Source organism: Sphingobacterium spiritivorum (assembly GCF_016724845.1).
Taxonomy (GTDB): Bacteria; Bacteroidota; Bacteroidia; order Sphingobacteriales; family Sphingobacteriaceae; genus Sphingobacterium; species Sphingobacterium spiritivorum_A.
The window spans coordinates 4,825,545-4,839,831 of the sequence record NZ_CP068082.1 but is presented as its reverse complement, the minus strand read 5'-3'; the positions used below and the strand labels follow the sequence as shown (position 1 = coordinate 4,839,831).

Here is a 14,287-nt window from a genome sequence, read left to right as displayed (position 1 = left end):
CTATGCAATCTGTTTACAATTTTCACGCTTTGGAGTTCAATGGCGAAAAGAAGTCGTTGGAAGATTATCATGATAAAGTATTGTTAATTGTTAACACGGCAAGTAAATGTGTGTTTACCAGTCAGTACAAAGCGTTGGAACGACTCTATCAAAAGTATAAGGACCAGGGATTTGAGGTACTGGCCTTTCCTTCTAATAATTTTAATCAACAGGAACCGCTCACAGGACGCCGGTTGGAGACATTCTGTCGTCTGCAACAGCAGGTGACCTTTCCTGTATTCAAGCGCACACATGTGGTCGGAGAATATGTGGATCCGTTGTTTAAGTATCTGTCTCATAAAGAATTAAACGGGTCTGTAAATATCAAGCCTTTATGGAATTTTCACAAATACCTGATTAACCGCAAAGGAGAGGTCGTGGATTTCTTTTACCCCTTTACAGGACCCAATTCTTCCCGCATTACGCGCAAAATCGAAGCACTTCTGAATGAATAATGATACTGGAATGAAGGTGAAAATTGTATCTTTGTGCCGGATCATAATGATGTCATAACATGAAATTAGATTTATTGGTAATGACCGTTCATCCTGATGATGCCGAATTGGGAGCAGGAGGAACGATTGCAAAATATGTAGCTGAAGGAAAGAAAGTCGGCATTGTTGACTTGACCCGAGGCGAGCTTGGTACACGCGGTACAGCTGAAACCCGAACAAAGGAAGCGCAGGATGCAGCAGAAATATTAGGAGTAGTTGTTCGGGAAAACCTGGATTTGCGGGACGGTTTTTTTGAAAATAAAGAAATGGAACAACGGGAAATCATAAAATGTATCCGTAAGTTTCAACCGGAGATTGTTATTACAAATGCTTTGTCGGACCGTCATCCGGATCACGGACGCGCGAGCCAGCTGGTCTATGACGCCTTGTTTCTGGCAGGCTTACGCCGCATAGAAACAGAAGTAGATGGCAAACCGCAGGAGGCTTTTCGTCCCAGACTTTTGCTGCAATTAATACAGGATCAGTATATCAGACCGGATGTGGTGCTGGATGTCAGCGATTACTGGCATATCAAAGAAAAGGCTGTACTGGCCTATAAAACTCAATTTAATTCTTCTGGTGGTGAGGATGATGAACCTCAGACCTATATCTCTAATCCGGATTTTATGAAATCTACGGAGGGAAGAGGGAAGGAATTCGGAAGAAATATTCAGGTGCAGTATGCTGAAGGCTTTACCAGTCGTAAGGTATTAGGTGTAACGGACTTGTTTGAACTTATATAGTTTCCATAAAATTTAAACAGTTTCTAAAAGGTAATCTGTATCTTTAGGAGTCGCTTTTCAACAAGAGGAGCGACTCTTTTTTTGATCATATAGCATGGGTAATCTGAATAATAAACTCAAATTACGTGTAGCCAGTTTTGGCTATGCAATCAAAGGGCTTAAGGTATTATTTCGTGAGGAAACAAATGCACAAATACATTTACTGGCTGCTATAACTGCTGTTATTCTTGGGTTTTGGCTACATATATCGGCAACAGAGTGGATTGCCGTCTGCCTGTGTATCGGTATCGTTATCGCTATGGAAGCGCTCAATACTGCTATAGAGCATATGGCCAATATGATCACACTGGAACAACATCCGGGGATTAAACGTATTAAAGATGTTGCTGCCGGTGCTGTACTGATTACAGCAATAGCCGCGCTGATAGTCGGATTAATTATCTTTTTACCGAAAATTTATAATTTACTCGCGCTATGATTTCAAAGAATGAGACCACTAATGGCTCTTTTTTGATTGTTCCGTTTTTCTTTCTAAGATAAGCAATCGATTGCTCAAAGTTAATTTTTTATAATTATTAACATTATATCTTAAATAATGTTAAATCACCCTTCCTTAATTACATCATAACATAAAAGCTGATATATTTACGAACAATTCGTATAACCAAGCCTTTGTGATGAAAAAAATTTTATTCTTATTGTGTTTTACTGTATCCTGTTTAACGCATCTGTATGCGCAGCTTAATCCTAAAATTACAGGTGAAGTAATCGATATAAAAGATAAAGCAAAATTGGAAAAAGCTTCTGTCGTATTGTTGCGTTCGAGAGATTCTGTTATGCAGAGTTTTGACCGTACAGGCGAGAATGGGAAATTTTCTATAACGCCAAAAGATACAGGTGAGTACCTGTTGATCATAAACTATCCCCAGTATGCAGATTTCGTAAAAAAGATACATATTCAGGACCAGCCCATTGATATCGGCCCTGTAAATATGTCCAAAACGGCCATTCTGTTAGAGGAAGCGCAGGTAACAGGTCGTATCCCAGTGGTTATAAAAGGAGATACTATCGAATATGATGCTGCTAGTTTTAAGGTTGAGGAGGGCTCGAAAGTAGAGGAATTGCTCAAGGTGCTTCCGGGAATAACGATGAATGCAGACGGATCTATTACAGCACAGGGAAAAACCGTAAAAAAGGTGCTTCTGGACGGAGAGGAGTTTTTCGGAGATGATCCTACATTGATCACGAAGAACATTCGTTCGGATATGGTTTCGAAGGTTCAGGTTTATGAGAAAAAATCTGAGATGGCGACACGAACAGGTGTTGATGACGGAGAGCGTACACAGACCATTGATATCCGGCTTAAGGAAGAAAGTAAAAAAGGAATGTTTGGAGAGCTGAAAGGCGGTGCAGGACTAGAAAAATATTATTCAGGATCTCTGGCAGTCAATAAGTTTAAGGGGGCGCAGAAAATTGGTTTTTTTGGTGTCACAGGTAATGAAGGAACAGTAGGATTGGGTTATTTTTCTAATCAGAAATTCGGTGTTGGCGGATCGGATGAATCTTCCTTTGAAGGAGGCGGGATTGTTATCCGGGCAGGGGGAGGAGATGAAGGATTCAACGGAGAATATGCAGGAGGTGGAATACCGAAAGCTATAAATTCAGGAATTACATTTAGTGATAAAACGAGTAATAATAAGCACAAGATCAATTCAAATTATAAATATTCCAGACTGCAGGTGGATAACACCAATACCACATTTAGCCGGGATGAGTTGCCCGGATTTTCAAAAATCGAAAACAATAAGGATAAGACCAGTAATCTGAATAATGGCCATCAGGCCGGATTGCGATATGATCTTGAACTGGATTCCAGTTCCAATATTACCTTTAATCTGGGATACAGATTGAATAAAACGGAAAATACTTCCTTTTCTGAAGGATTGGAACAGACTCTGGATTATGAGCCTATTAATAGAACGGAAGGGCGCTCCTTCAATACTAATACAAACGAAAATGCAGACTTATCTGCCTATTATACCAAAAAGTTTAAAAAGCCGAAGCGCGCTCTTACCCTGCGGATAGCCGGAAATGTAACGATTCAAAAGGCTCAGAATCAATATTTTTCGAGTGTAGAATATGTCAATCTGGACAGTCTGGATGTCATTGATCAATTCAAGCGCAATACTGTAAATAATGATCAGCTGACGTCTTCTTTTAATTATTCCGAACCCTTGAGTAAATCGGTAACGGCAAATGTAGGATATGAATATGCCTGGTTCCAATCCAAAACACTTGAGCAGTCTTTTAACAAAGATCCGCTTACAGAAGATTATACGGATCTTGATGAAAGTGTATTAAACGATTTGACTTATCGTAATTATCGCAATACCGGAAATCTGGGTTTTAATTATATCGCTGATAAACTGATCATCAATATCAATAACAGACTGACTTCGTCTGCTAATGTAAGGGACGACTATGGGGATAAATCCAAACTGGATGTGACACAATTGTCTTATAATCCGAATGTGAACGTCAACTATAAGCTTAGTAAAAGTAAAAGTTTACGGCTTAATTATTCCGGAAATACGCTTCAGCCATCTTTAAGCCAGATAAAACCTTTGCGTCAGAATACAGATCAACGGACAGAATTTCTGCCAAATGACAATTTAGAGGGAGGATATAGAAATAACCTTTCCGCTTCCTTTAATTCGTACCGTCAGCTTAAGCAGCAATCCTTATTTGTGAATGCCGGTATTGGAAATGTGGTTGATAATATCACTTCGTTTGTAACGGTCAATCCAACTACTGGCCAGCGCACACTTCAGTATGTAAATGTCACTGATAAACAGAATTTCAACGCGAATATATACGGATCATTCTCCTTCAAAGCATTCAAAAAGTTAGATTTGAATGTGTCTCCAGGCCTTTCAGCAAGTTATAACAGTTCTTATAATTATGTAACGACAACGGCTTCGGAACCCGAGCTTAATCATAGCGAACGAACAAATTACTCTTTCAGTCTCGGGGTTTACAGATACGCCAAAACCGGGTTTAATTTTAATGTAAATCTCAGACCGGGTTTCAGCAAAATGAATTCAAGCGTTCAGCCTCAGCTTAATAACAATGCCTTTACGATCAGCAACTTCGGAACATTTAGTTATATCTTCCCTCAGGACTTTAAACTGAGCATAGATGTGAATCAAAATTACCAGGGGGCAACTGGTGTATACGCAAAGCCCATTCACAATATGTATGTGAATTCTTATGTGTCCAAGAAGTTTTTTAAAGATAAAAGTCTGGAGACCCAGGTATCTGTCAACGACCTGTTTAATGAAAGAAACGGTATTAACAGAAGTCAAAACGGCTCTAGTTTTTTCGAAACACAAAACAATGTGATAAATAGATTTTTTATGTTTAGAGTCATTTATAATTTTACAACCATGAAAGGAGGCAGTAAAAATGGTCAATAGATTGGTATTCCTTGTTTTGCTTTCCTGCTTTTTAATGGTGCAATATGCGCAGGCACAATATGCTTATTTCCCTGAAAACGGAACCATTACCTACGAACGTAAGTTTCATCTGCATAATTATGTCAAGAATCAGCTCAAAAAATCTCAAAATACGGGTGGATATTCGGGTATCTATTTTGATGGTTTATTGAAAAATTCACCTGCTGAGCTGATTACAAAAAATACACTGAGTTTTAATACTACTGAAACATTTTTTGAAAATGTTAAAGAGGAGTTTCCTGCAAACCAACGCTATCTCTTGCAAAATCAGGAATATTACAATGACACGAAAACATATTGTAATTTCAAGACCGATACTTTTAAAAAATTACTGTCCTTCGGCGAAGATGAGTTGCAACTGGCAGACAGTATAGCTGAGATTAAATGGAAGTTTACTGATGAATACCGTAATATTCTGGGATACGACTGCAGGCGGGTGAACGGAATAATGCAGGACTCTGTATATATCGTTGCTTTTTATACCCCTCAGATTCCTGTATCAGGAGGTCCGGAGTTGATAAATGGTTTGCCGGGAATGATACTTGGAGTCGCTATTCCATCCTATAATCTCAATTATTTTGCTACTAAAGTAGAATTAAGTCAGGTGGCTGTACCTGCAAGCGTAACAAAAAACAAAAAAGCAGTACCTCAATCAAAGGCTGAGATTTCAAAGAAATTAAAAGAATTAATGAAATGGATGAGCAATAAAGATCTGCAACGGCTCTTTCTATAGCGGATTTCAGCTGTTTTAGAAGTTCTCTTAGCATAGGGAAAAATCCCGGTGCTAAGAGATAAAACCTTTTACATATTGCTGTGTCACTTCATGTTTAGGATGCAGAAGTACCTGTTCGGTTTTTCCGAATTCCAGAATTTCCCCATTATACACAAATGCGATATAATCAGACACACGTCGGGCCTGTCTGAGGATATGAGTTACGAGCACGATCGTATAATCTTTTTTGAGATCAATCAGTAAGTTCTCAATAGTTTGGGTAGATACAGGGTCAAGAGCAGATGTAGATTCATCTCCGAGAATAATTTCGGGCTCCACCGCCAGTCCGCGGGCAAGGCAGAGACGTTGTTGCTGACCTATAGAGAGTCGTGTGGCAGATTGATCCAGCCGGTCTTTGACCTCTTCCCATAGCCCTACATTACGCAATTGTGTCTCTACGATAAGTTTTAGCTTTTTACGGTCTCTGGTTCCGTGTATGCGCGGACCGTAAGCGATATTATCAAAAATAGACATCGGCAACGGAAATGGGCGCTGCGAAAGCAATCCCATTTTTTTGCGTATATGGGTTACTTCAGCTCCTTTTGCATAGATGTCTTCACCGTTGACCAGTACAGAACCGGTTATATCCACACCTTCAATATCATCCAGTAATCTGTTTAATGTCTTCAGAAGTGTGGTTTTGCCACAGCCGGAAGGTCCGATAATCGAAGTCACGGAATTATTGGGCAAAGCCAGGTTGATATTCTTCAGAATATGATTGCCCTCTATGTACACATTGAGGTCTTTGATTTCCAGATGAGGACGACTCAAGGTTGTTATATTTTGTGTTTCTTCTGTTTCGATTGAAGGATATGAGTGCATAACACGATGATTAAGATGATCAATGATAAAATAAGCGCAGAGGCATATGCCCGTCCCTGAACTTCAGGAATGGGACTGCTCAATTGAAAAAATATAGCCAGCGGAAGTGTTGCCGCAGGTTCGTCAATATATTTAGGCAGATTGTCGCTGAAGCCTGTTGTTAAGAGTACGCCTGCTACATCTCCGATGGAGCGTCCGAAGGCTAATAAAATAGCGGTCAGTATTCCGGGTCTGATGTAGCGGATAAATATTTTTGCTACCTCCCAGCGTGTCGTGCCCAGTGACAAGGTGACATGTTTCAGGTCTCCGGGAATTGTTTTGATAAGTTCATCCACAGTGCGGACGACTATAGGAATAGTCAGCAATGTAATCGTAATAATTCCGCCCAGCAGAGAAGCGCGAATGCCAAGCCACACCATCAGGCTAAAGGCTACTGCTCCGTACACAATGGATGGGATTCCGAATAATACATCAAATAGTAATTTGGACAGTTGCGCCAGTTTTGAACCGCTACGGACATATATATTCAGATAAATGGCAATAGGAATGCCGATAAGTGTAGATAGCAGGGTCGCTGCACCGGCCAGATAAAGTGAGCCCAGTATTGCATTCAGAATTCCACCTTCCTTGCCAATATAAAAGCCGCCTTTTGGTACCTGAGTAATCATATCCCACGAGATATAAGGCAAGCCTTTGTATAATATCGTTCCCAGAATAAAGAATAGCGAACCTGTGACGGCCATTCCGGAAAGACGCATAAGAGTCTTTGCAACCTGCTCTTTGAATAATCTGGTTTTTACATTAGCCATTGTATTTTCCCTCCAGTTTGTTGAGGATCAGTCTTGATATCAGATTGAACCCAAAAATAATTACAAATAATAGTAAGGCGGCAAACATCAGAGCGGAGTCGTATAACGGAATAGACATCATCTCTCCAAAGTTATTGGCGATCAGCGCAGGTATAGGGTATCCGGCGTCGAATATGGATGTGGGTATTTTGGGTACATTTCCGCACACCATGAGTACAGCGACTGTTTCGCCGAAAGCCCTGGAGACAGCCAGTACTGTGGCTGCAAAAATACCGGGCTTCGCTTTTATTAATACGACCTTTTGGATGGTTTCCCATTTCGTTGCGCCTAAAGACATGGATGCAGATTTCAACTCATAAGGTATAGTCTGCAGGACTTCCACCATTATACTGATCATGATCGGAAAGATCATGACTGCCAGTACCAGCCCGCCGGACAATACGGTATAGCCGGAAGTCGTGACACCGAATATTGGGGCAATATAATCCTGTACCGCGGGAACGATAAAGAGCACGCCCCATACTCCGTACAGCACAGGAGGAATGGCTGCAAGAACATTTACCAGAGGCAGCATCATATTTCTCAATGATTTGCCGGCGTATTCCGTAAGGTATACTGCTGTCAGAATACACAGAGGAGCAGCCACAAGTACCGCAATAATGGTGACGGATAATGTCCCCATAATAAAAGGTAAAAAACCAAAAAAACCTTTCATCGGAGACCATACTTTCTGCGTCAGGAGAGAGACAACGCTGGTCGATTCAAACAGCGGTACAGATTTAACAGCCAATCCGATACCAATAAGTGCTACTACAGAGATAGAGGCTATGAGCAGTACTAATGTGGATTTTTGTATTATTTTATCTTTAAGTATTCTATTAATAAGCATGTTAAAGTTTTTTCAGTTCACCAGCGATTATATCTTCGTGCAAGGGTACATACCCATTCTCCAGCAGGATACTTTGCTGCTGTTTCTCCAATACAAAAGAGATGAATTTTTTCAAGAGCAAAGATTTTGGTTTGCCATGTGTGACAAATGAAAGGCTACGGGCAGGAGGTGAGGGGTACTTATTCAGCGCCACGGCTTCTGTCAGGTCATCTATATTCGTGTAGAAGCTTTCCTCTGTGTCAATCTTCCCGTTTGCATTCAGATCCAACGGCAGCACATCGATCCGATCTGCTGTCTTTTTCGTTTTGAGATCATACACATAGTTGATATTATTAAATCCTATAGCATTCGGATCATCTTTGATAGCCTGAGCAATACCGGGATCTCCGAAAATTCCTACTCCTTTCAGATCTTCCTGCTTATGCCCGAAAAAATTAGCCCAGGTTTCTGCAGCACCCGCTGCATCCGACCGCACATATATCACGATAGGATCTGCGGTGAATGCAGGGTCGATATCGTTCCATCTTTTATATTTTTGATTAATAAACAGATCTTCGAGTTCCTTTTTAGTCAGTCCTCTGTTGATTAACTTTTGATAATTTGGATTTTTACTGTTGATAGTACAGATAACCGCGTCTTTGGCAACATCTATCGGAAATGCTCCACGTTCAATTTCCTGAGGATGCAGATCTCTGGAAATCAGTCCGATGTCAACCATTCCGGTCAGCGCATCGGCGATTCCCTTGCCGGCACCACCGGCAGAAATATTAAACCGGACATTGGGATGTATTTTTTTGAAATCCTCACTCCATATAACAGCGAGAGGGTAGAGCGCAAAGGCTCCGGAAATAGAAATATTTCCTTCGTAACCTCTCTCTTCACTATATCCGTCTTTTACTTTTGGGGCACAGGAATACGATAAAATCAGTGTTAATATGCTTAAAATTAGAGTTTTATTTGTCTTAAATGGCATCTACTTAAAGTCTATAGAAATACTCTTGTAAATTTTATAATGACAAATATATATTAAATTGGTAGATATTATAGGTTTTAAAAAAATTATTTTTACATTTGATCCGTCATCAGTCATGAAGACCAAAGAATAAATCATTAAGTGTATGCAAAGTTTCCGTACAGAATTAGAGAATCCCGTAGTGGAGCAAGAGATTATTGATCTTGAAAAGAAGATTCGTCTGTTTAAAGAAGGCAAATTGCCGGAAGAAAAATTCAGATCTCTTCGCCTTGCCAGGGGAGTTTATGGACAGCGTCAGCCTGGTGTACAGATGGTGCGGATCAAGTTGCCGTTTGGTAAGGTTACTTTTAAGCAGATTCTCAAAATAGCAGATATTTCAGATGAGTATGCCAGCCGTAATCTGCACTTTACAACACGTCAGGATATACAGATCCATTATGTAAGTCTGGACCGTACACCTGAATTGTGGGCCAAATTAGCGGAAGATGATATTACACTTCGTGAAGCCTGTGGAAATACGGTACGTAATGTCACGGCATCAGCCACTGCGGGTATCGACCCGAATGAACCGTTTGATGTATCGCCTTATGCACACGCGACTTTCGAGTATTTCTTACGCAATCCGGTATGTGCCGAAATGGGACGTAAATTTAAAATGTCCTTTTCTTCCGGAGAAGATGATACCGCATTCTCATATATACATGACCTTGGGTTCATTCCTAAAATCAAAACTATCGACGGGAAAGAAATCCGCGGATTCAAAGTTATGCTTGGCGGAGGATTGGGTTCACAGCCTTTTCTGGCGAGTATCACCAATGAATTTCTGCCTGAAGAAGAACTTATCCCTTATATAGAAGCGACATTGCGTGTATTTGACCGCCATGGCGAACGCAACAATCGTAATAAGGCACGCTTTAAATACCTGATCCAGAAACTGGGTCTGGAAGAAGTAATTCGCCTGATCGAAGAGGAGAAAATCGCAAATAAGGTAAAACGCTACGATGTAGACCGGACGCGTATAGTACAGCCTGAAGCTCCGGATACAAGTGCATTGGCAGCAATTGATCTTAGTGATTCAGAAGCTTATGTGCTTTGGAAAGAGACCAATACTTTTGCGCAGAAACAGGAAGGCTATTACGGAGTGTTTGTAAAAGTATCCACCGGGGATCTGCCTACTGCCAAATCCAGGAAACTGATCGAAGGCTTACGCGGACTGATTGCAGATGATATCCGTATTACACAGAATCAGGGTTTGCTGTTGAAGTATGCTACAGCAGCATCTTTGCCCCATATTTTCAATTTGCTAACCCGGTTGGAACTGGCTTCTCCGGGATTTGAAAGCACGGCAGATGTGACGACGTGCCCCGGTACAGATACCTGTAATCTGGGTATTTCCAACAGTACTGAAATGGCACGGGTTATCGAAACCTATATACAGGAATTTCATCAGGATTTTATCTATAACCGCAGGTTGAAAATCAAAATATCAGGCTGTATGAATTCCTGTGGTCAGCATGGTCTGGCGCATATAGGATTTCATGGCAGTTCTGTAAAAGCGAATGGCAAAGTCGTTCCTGCTGCTCAGGTTATGATCGGAGGTGGAACTGTTGGCGACGGCTTCGGAAGGGTCGCAGAACGCATTATTAAAGTGCCAACCAAACGTGTTCTGCATGTGGTGGATCTGGTATTGAATGATTATAAAAAGGAAGCAATCGGAGAAGAGGATTTTCACGCTTACTATGATCGTCAGGGTAAGAATTACTTCTATACGCTGTTAAAACCACTTTCAGATCTGACTAATTTGTCTGATGATGAATACATAGACTGGGGGCATCAGGAGACATTCGCTACAGCTATAGGTGTAGGAGAATGTGCCGGTGTGGTGATAGATCTTGTGGCTACTCTTATATATGAAGCGGAGGAAAAAATAACATGGGCCAGATCAGCCTATGCAGAAGATAAATATGCAGATTCAATTTATCATGCATACAATGCCTTTGTACAATGTGCCAAAGCTTTATTATTAGAAAAAGGAATCAATGTAAGTACGCAGAACGCCGTGATTCAGGAGTTTGACACCCACTTTGTAGAGGCTGGCGAATATCAGTTTGAACCCTCATTTGCAGATACGGTGCTTCAGATCAGTAAAAATGAACCCGGACAGGCATTCGCTAAAGCTTATATGGCTCGTTCAGTAGCCTTTTTCAATGAAGTATACACCAAAAAGAATTTAATACAACAGGTACAAGAAAGTTAAGAGGGAGCACATGAACAGACAAGCAAAAGTTACCTTAGTGGGTGCCGGCCCCGGAGATCCGGATTTGATCAGTGTCAAAGGATTAAAAGCGATTCAGCATGCCAATGTCATTCTGTATGATGCATTAATCAGCGGAGAGCTGCTGGATCACGCACGGCTAGACTGCGTCAAAATATATGTAGGTAAGCGGGCTGAACAACTTTCGGCCTCTCAGGATGAAATAAACCGCTTACTTGTGGACTATGCCGTCAATTATGGAAACGTTGTCCGTCTCAAAGGTGGCGATCCTTTTGTATTCGGAAGAGGTGGCGAAGAAATTGATTTCTTACGTGAGCATAATATAGAGACTGAAGTTATTCCGGGCATATCGTCTTCTATCGGACTGACCGGATTACAGCAGATTCCTTTGACATACAGAGGTATAAGCGAAAGTTTCTGGGTAATTACTGGTGCGAAATCTGACGGATCGATGTCTTCTGATCTCGAACTGGCGGTACGCTCTAATGCGACTGTAGTCGTGCTAATGGGGTATGGCAAGCTCAGGGAGATTGTAGCACTCTATCAACGCCACAACAGAGGTGACCTCCCTGTTGCATTAATCCAGAACGGATCCCTACCCAACGAAAAAGTGGTATTAGGCACGATTGACGATATTCTGGATGAATCGCAGGAACGCCGTATCGGTGTACCGGCCATTATTGTATTGGGTGAGGTCGTGGCCAAACACCGTGAATTTAACAAGATCAAAGAACAAGCATTGGCATTGTAAATGAATACACTGTTTCCTATATTTATCAAGCTTAATCAGATCCGTACCCTTTTGGTAGGCGGAGGTACTGTGGCACTTGAAAAATTTCAGGCACTTACAGCACAGGACAGCCAGGTACAGCTTACTATTGTAGGTAAAGAGATTAAGACTGAACTGAAGTCACTGGCTGCAGCTTATCCTCATGTAGAGCTATTTGAGCGTGAATTTGTCGCTGCAGACTTACAGGATAAACAACTGGTGATCTCGGCAACCAATAATCCGGAACTGAATGAAGAAATCCGGGTATTGACCCAACAGCAGAATATTTTACTTAATGCAGCAGATAAGCCGGCTTTATGTGATTTCTACCTCGGATCTATTGTGCGAAAGGGAAACCTCAAGGTGGCTATTTCTACGAATGGAAAGTCTCCTACAATCGCTAAAAGAGTAAAGGATCTCTTACAGGATCTTTTGCCGGAGGAAATTGATGAAACACTGGAACTGATGAGCCAGTTGCGGGATAAACTGAAGGGTGACTTTGAATATAAAGTCAAAACACTGAACGAACACACTAAAAGTTTGATTGAACAGGATGGATACTAATACGATAAAAGCAGCATTAGGAGGAAAAGAGGGTGCGGAGTTGCTTCGTGAGCTGAGCATACAGTACCCCGGAAAGGTTGTGTTTTCTACTTCATTCGGAATTGAGGATCAGATTATCACAGAATGGATCGGACAGAATCATCTGGATATTCAGGTATTTACATTGGATACGGGACGATTGTTTAAAGAGACATATTCACTTTGGAGCCGTACGCTGGATAGATTAGGATTACCTATACGCGCGTATGCGCCCAATGAAGAATTGCTGCAGGAGTTTGTTTCGTCCAAAGGACCTAATGCTTTTTATGAATCGGTAGACAACCGCAAACAGTGTTGTCATATCCGCAAAATTGAACCTTTACGCCGGGCATTGGCCGGTTATAAGATATGGGTGACTGGTATACGTGCTGAGCAATCGCCGAATCGGCATGATATGGACTTTGTAGAGTATGATGAAGTCAATCAGATTATAAAAGTGCACCCCTTGTTTGACTGGAGTTTTGATCAGGTAAAACAGTATGTCAAAACGGAGCATATTCCGTATAACAGCCTGCATGACAAGGGATTTCCGAGCATAGGCTGCCAGCCCTGCACACGTGCGGTACAGGAAGGTGAAGACTTCAGAGCCGGACGCTGGTGGTGGGAAGATCAGAGTAAGAAAGAGTGTGGATTACATATTACAACAAAATAACAAAGTAGCATAGATGGATTATTTAGATCATTTGGAGGCAGAAGCCATTTATATCCTGCGTGAAGTGGCAGGTCAATTTGAGAATCCTGCGCTGCTATTCTCCGGAGGAAAAGATTCAATCACGCTGGTACATTTAGCCAAAAAGGCCTTCAGACCAGGAAGATTTCCTTTTCCGCTGGTACATATTGATACAGGACACAACTTCCCCGAAACCATTGAATACCGTGACTGGCTGATTAATGAATTGGGTGAAAAACTTATTGTAGGATATGTACAAGACAGTATTGATGCAGGCAAAGTGGTGGAGCAGAAAGGTAAAAATGCCAGCCGTAATGCCCTTCAGACGGTCACTTTACTGGATACAATAGAAAAATATCAGTTTGATGCCTGTATAGGAGGAGCCAGAAGGGATGAGGAGAAGGCAAGAGCAAAAGAACGCATATTTTCGGTACGGGACGAGTTCGGACAATGGGATCCGAAACGCCAGCGTCCGGAGCTGTGGAATATCCTGAACGGAAAGATTCATAAAGGGGAAAATGTACGGGTATTTCCGATTTCAAACTGGACGGAACTGGATGTGTGGAATTATATCAAACGTGAAAATATAGCCTTGCCAAGTATCTATTTCAGCCATGAAAGAGATGTCGTGACACGCAACGGACAACTGATGGCAGCAGCATCTTTCCTGCATATTGATGAGGAAGATGTAGTAGAGCGTAAGTCTGTAAGATTCAGAACTGTAGGTGATATGACCTGTACGGCTGCTGTAGATTCCAAAGCGGTGGAACTTGATGATATTATTGCTGAAATCAAAGCGTCTACTGTCAGTGAACGCGGAGCGCGTATGGATGACAAAGTCTCCGAGGCAGCAATGGAAGACCGTAAGAAAGCAGGATATTTTTAAGGAGATTAAAGATAGACCCGACCTTATT

Annotated in this window: 14 protein-coding genes; 10 read left to right on the top strand and 4 right to left on the bottom strand. The window is 41.5% G+C overall.

The features are described 5' to 3' along the window. Positions 1-2: 2 nt before the first annotated feature. From I6J03_RS20720 to I6J03_RS20700, 5 genes are all read left to right on the top strand, one after another. Complete coding sequence (locus tag I6J03_RS20720) at positions 3-494, top strand: glutathione peroxidase (protein WP_003005755.1); 492 nt, start codon at positions 3-5, stop codon at positions 492-494. Between the two features lie 59 nt (positions 495-553). Next, positions 554-1,276 carry a bacillithiol biosynthesis deacetylase BshB1 gene (bshB1, locus tag I6J03_RS20715; RefSeq protein WP_003005753.1) on the top strand — a complete coding sequence of 241 codons (723 nt, stop codon included), beginning with the start codon at positions 554-556 and terminating at the stop codon, positions 1,274-1,276. Positions 1,277-1,370: 94 nt separating this feature from the next. Further along, complete coding sequence (locus I6J03_RS20710) at positions 1,371-1,754, top strand: diacylglycerol kinase family protein (protein ID WP_003005751.1); 384 nt, start codon at positions 1,371-1,373, stop codon at positions 1,752-1,754. A gap of 199 nt (positions 1,755-1,953) precedes the next feature. After that, on the top strand, positions 1,954-4,752 hold the full coding sequence (locus I6J03_RS20705; RefSeq protein WP_003005749.1) for an outer membrane beta-barrel protein: 2,799 nt from the start codon (positions 1,954-1,956) through the stop codon (positions 4,750-4,752). Continuing rightward, entirely contained in the window at positions 4,742-5,524 is a 783-nt protein-coding gene (locus tag I6J03_RS20700; protein ID WP_003005747.1) for a GLPGLI family protein, read from the top strand. Before I6J03_RS20705 ends, I6J03_RS20700 begins: the two co-directional genes overlap by 11 nt. Positions 5,525-5,575: 51 nt before the next feature. On the opposite strand, the gene I6J03_RS20695 is transcribed toward I6J03_RS20700, so the two are convergent. The 4 genes from I6J03_RS20695 to I6J03_RS20680 are packed head-to-tail and all read right to left on the bottom strand — an operon-like array spanning position 5,576 to position 9,056. Beyond that, a complete protein-coding gene (locus I6J03_RS20695) occupies positions 5,576-6,385 on the bottom strand; it encodes a phosphate ABC transporter ATP-binding protein (RefSeq protein WP_115171588.1) in 810 nt (269 codons plus the stop codon). After that, positions 6,340-7,194 (bottom strand): PstA family ABC transporter permease, encoded by an 855-nt coding sequence (locus I6J03_RS20690; RefSeq protein WP_002995093.1) that lies wholly within the window; start codon positions 7,192-7,194, stop codon positions 6,340-6,342. Before I6J03_RS20690 ends, I6J03_RS20695 begins: the two co-directional genes overlap by 46 nt. Continuing rightward, positions 7,187-8,083, bottom strand: a complete 897-nt coding sequence (gene pstC, locus I6J03_RS20685; RefSeq protein ID WP_003005743.1) for a phosphate ABC transporter permease subunit PstC — start codon at positions 8,081-8,083, stop codon at positions 7,187-7,189. The genes I6J03_RS20690 and pstC overlap by 8 nt, the downstream gene beginning before the upstream one ends. A 1-nt stretch (position 8,084) precedes the next feature. Beyond that, positions 8,085-9,056, bottom strand: a complete 972-nt coding sequence (locus I6J03_RS20680; protein WP_003005742.1) for a PstS family phosphate ABC transporter substrate-binding protein — start codon at positions 9,054-9,056, stop codon at positions 8,085-8,087. Positions 9,057-9,201: 145 nt separating this feature from the next. Between I6J03_RS20680 and I6J03_RS20675 the strand changes: the two genes are divergently transcribed. From I6J03_RS20675 to cysD, 5 genes are read left to right on the top strand one after another with little or no spacing between them, the layout of a single operon-like run. Then, the gene (locus tag I6J03_RS20675; RefSeq protein ID WP_003005741.1) at positions 9,202-11,313 is read left to right on the top strand and encodes a HEPN domain-containing protein; all 2,112 of its coding nucleotides are present in this window, start codon (positions 9,202-9,204) and stop codon (positions 11,311-11,313) included. Between the two features lie 10 nt (positions 11,314-11,323). Further along, positions 11,324-12,082: a uroporphyrinogen-III C-methyltransferase gene (gene cobA / locus I6J03_RS20670; RefSeq protein ID WP_003005740.1), complete on the top strand. Its 759-nt coding sequence runs from the start codon at positions 11,324-11,326 to the stop codon at positions 12,080-12,082. Beyond that, the gene (locus I6J03_RS20665; protein ID WP_003005739.1) at positions 12,083-12,664 is read left to right on the top strand and encodes a precorrin-2 dehydrogenase/sirohydrochlorin ferrochelatase family protein; all 582 of its coding nucleotides are present in this window, start codon (positions 12,083-12,085) and stop codon (positions 12,662-12,664) included. Next, positions 12,654-13,355, top strand: coding sequence for a phosphoadenylyl-sulfate reductase (locus I6J03_RS20660; RefSeq protein ID WP_003005738.1), 702 nt, complete (start codon positions 12,654-12,656; stop codon positions 13,353-13,355). The genes I6J03_RS20665 and I6J03_RS20660 overlap by 11 nt, the downstream gene beginning before the upstream one ends. 13 nt (positions 13,356-13,368) lie before the next feature. Next, the gene (gene cysD / locus I6J03_RS20655) at positions 13,369-14,259 is read left to right on the top strand and encodes a sulfate adenylyltransferase subunit CysD (protein ID WP_003005737.1); all 891 of its coding nucleotides are present in this window, start codon (positions 13,369-13,371) and stop codon (positions 14,257-14,259) included. The last annotated feature ends 28 nt before the right edge of the window (positions 14,260-14,287 follow it).

What these genes read in the sequence shown, in the direction of transcription:
- I6J03_RS20705 (WP_003005749.1), top strand. Translation starts at nt 1,954, where the DNA reads ATGAAAAAAATTTTATTCTTATTGTGTTTTACTGTATCCTGTTTAACG.
- I6J03_RS20700 (WP_003005747.1), top strand. Translation starts at nt 4,742, where the DNA reads ATGGTCAATAGATTGGTATTCCTTGTTTTGCTTTCCTGCTTTTTAATG.
- I6J03_RS20675 (WP_003005741.1), top strand. Translation starts at nt 9,202, where the DNA reads ATGCAAAGTTTCCGTACAGAATTAGAGAATCCCGTAGTGGAGCAAGAG.
- I6J03_RS20665 (WP_003005739.1), top strand. Translation starts at nt 12,083, where the DNA reads ATGAATACACTGTTTCCTATATTTATCAAGCTTAATCAGATCCGTACC.
- bshB1 (WP_003005753.1), top strand. Translation starts at nt 554, where the DNA reads ATGAAATTAGATTTATTGGTAATGACCGTTCATCCTGATGATGCCGAA.
- I6J03_RS20660 (WP_003005738.1), top strand. Translation starts at nt 12,654, where the DNA reads ATGGATACTAATACGATAAAAGCAGCATTAGGAGGAAAAGAGGGTGCG.
- I6J03_RS20710 (WP_003005751.1), top strand. Translation starts at nt 1,371, where the DNA reads ATGGGTAATCTGAATAATAAACTCAAATTACGTGTAGCCAGTTTTGGC.
- cysD (WP_003005737.1), top strand. Translation starts at nt 13,369, where the DNA reads ATGGATTATTTAGATCATTTGGAGGCAGAAGCCATTTATATCCTGCGT.
- I6J03_RS20695 (WP_115171588.1), bottom strand. Translation starts at nt 6,385, where the DNA reads ATGCACTCATATCCTTCAATCGAAACAGAAGAAACACAAAATATAACA.
- I6J03_RS20720 (WP_003005755.1), top strand. Translation starts at nt 3, where the DNA reads ATGCAATCTGTTTACAATTTTCACGCTTTGGAGTTCAATGGCGAAAAG.
- I6J03_RS20690 (WP_002995093.1), bottom strand. Translation starts at nt 7,194, where the DNA reads ATGGCTAATGTAAAAACCAGATTATTCAAAGAGCAGGTTGCAAAGACT.
- I6J03_RS20680 (WP_003005742.1), bottom strand. Translation starts at nt 9,056, where the DNA reads ATGCCATTTAAGACAAATAAAACTCTAATTTTAAGCATATTAACACTG.
- cobA (WP_003005740.1), top strand. Translation starts at nt 11,324, where the DNA reads ATGAACAGACAAGCAAAAGTTACCTTAGTGGGTGCCGGCCCCGGAGAT.
- pstC (WP_003005743.1), bottom strand. Translation starts at nt 8,083, where the DNA reads ATGCTTATTAATAGAATACTTAAAGATAAAATAATACAAAAATCCACA.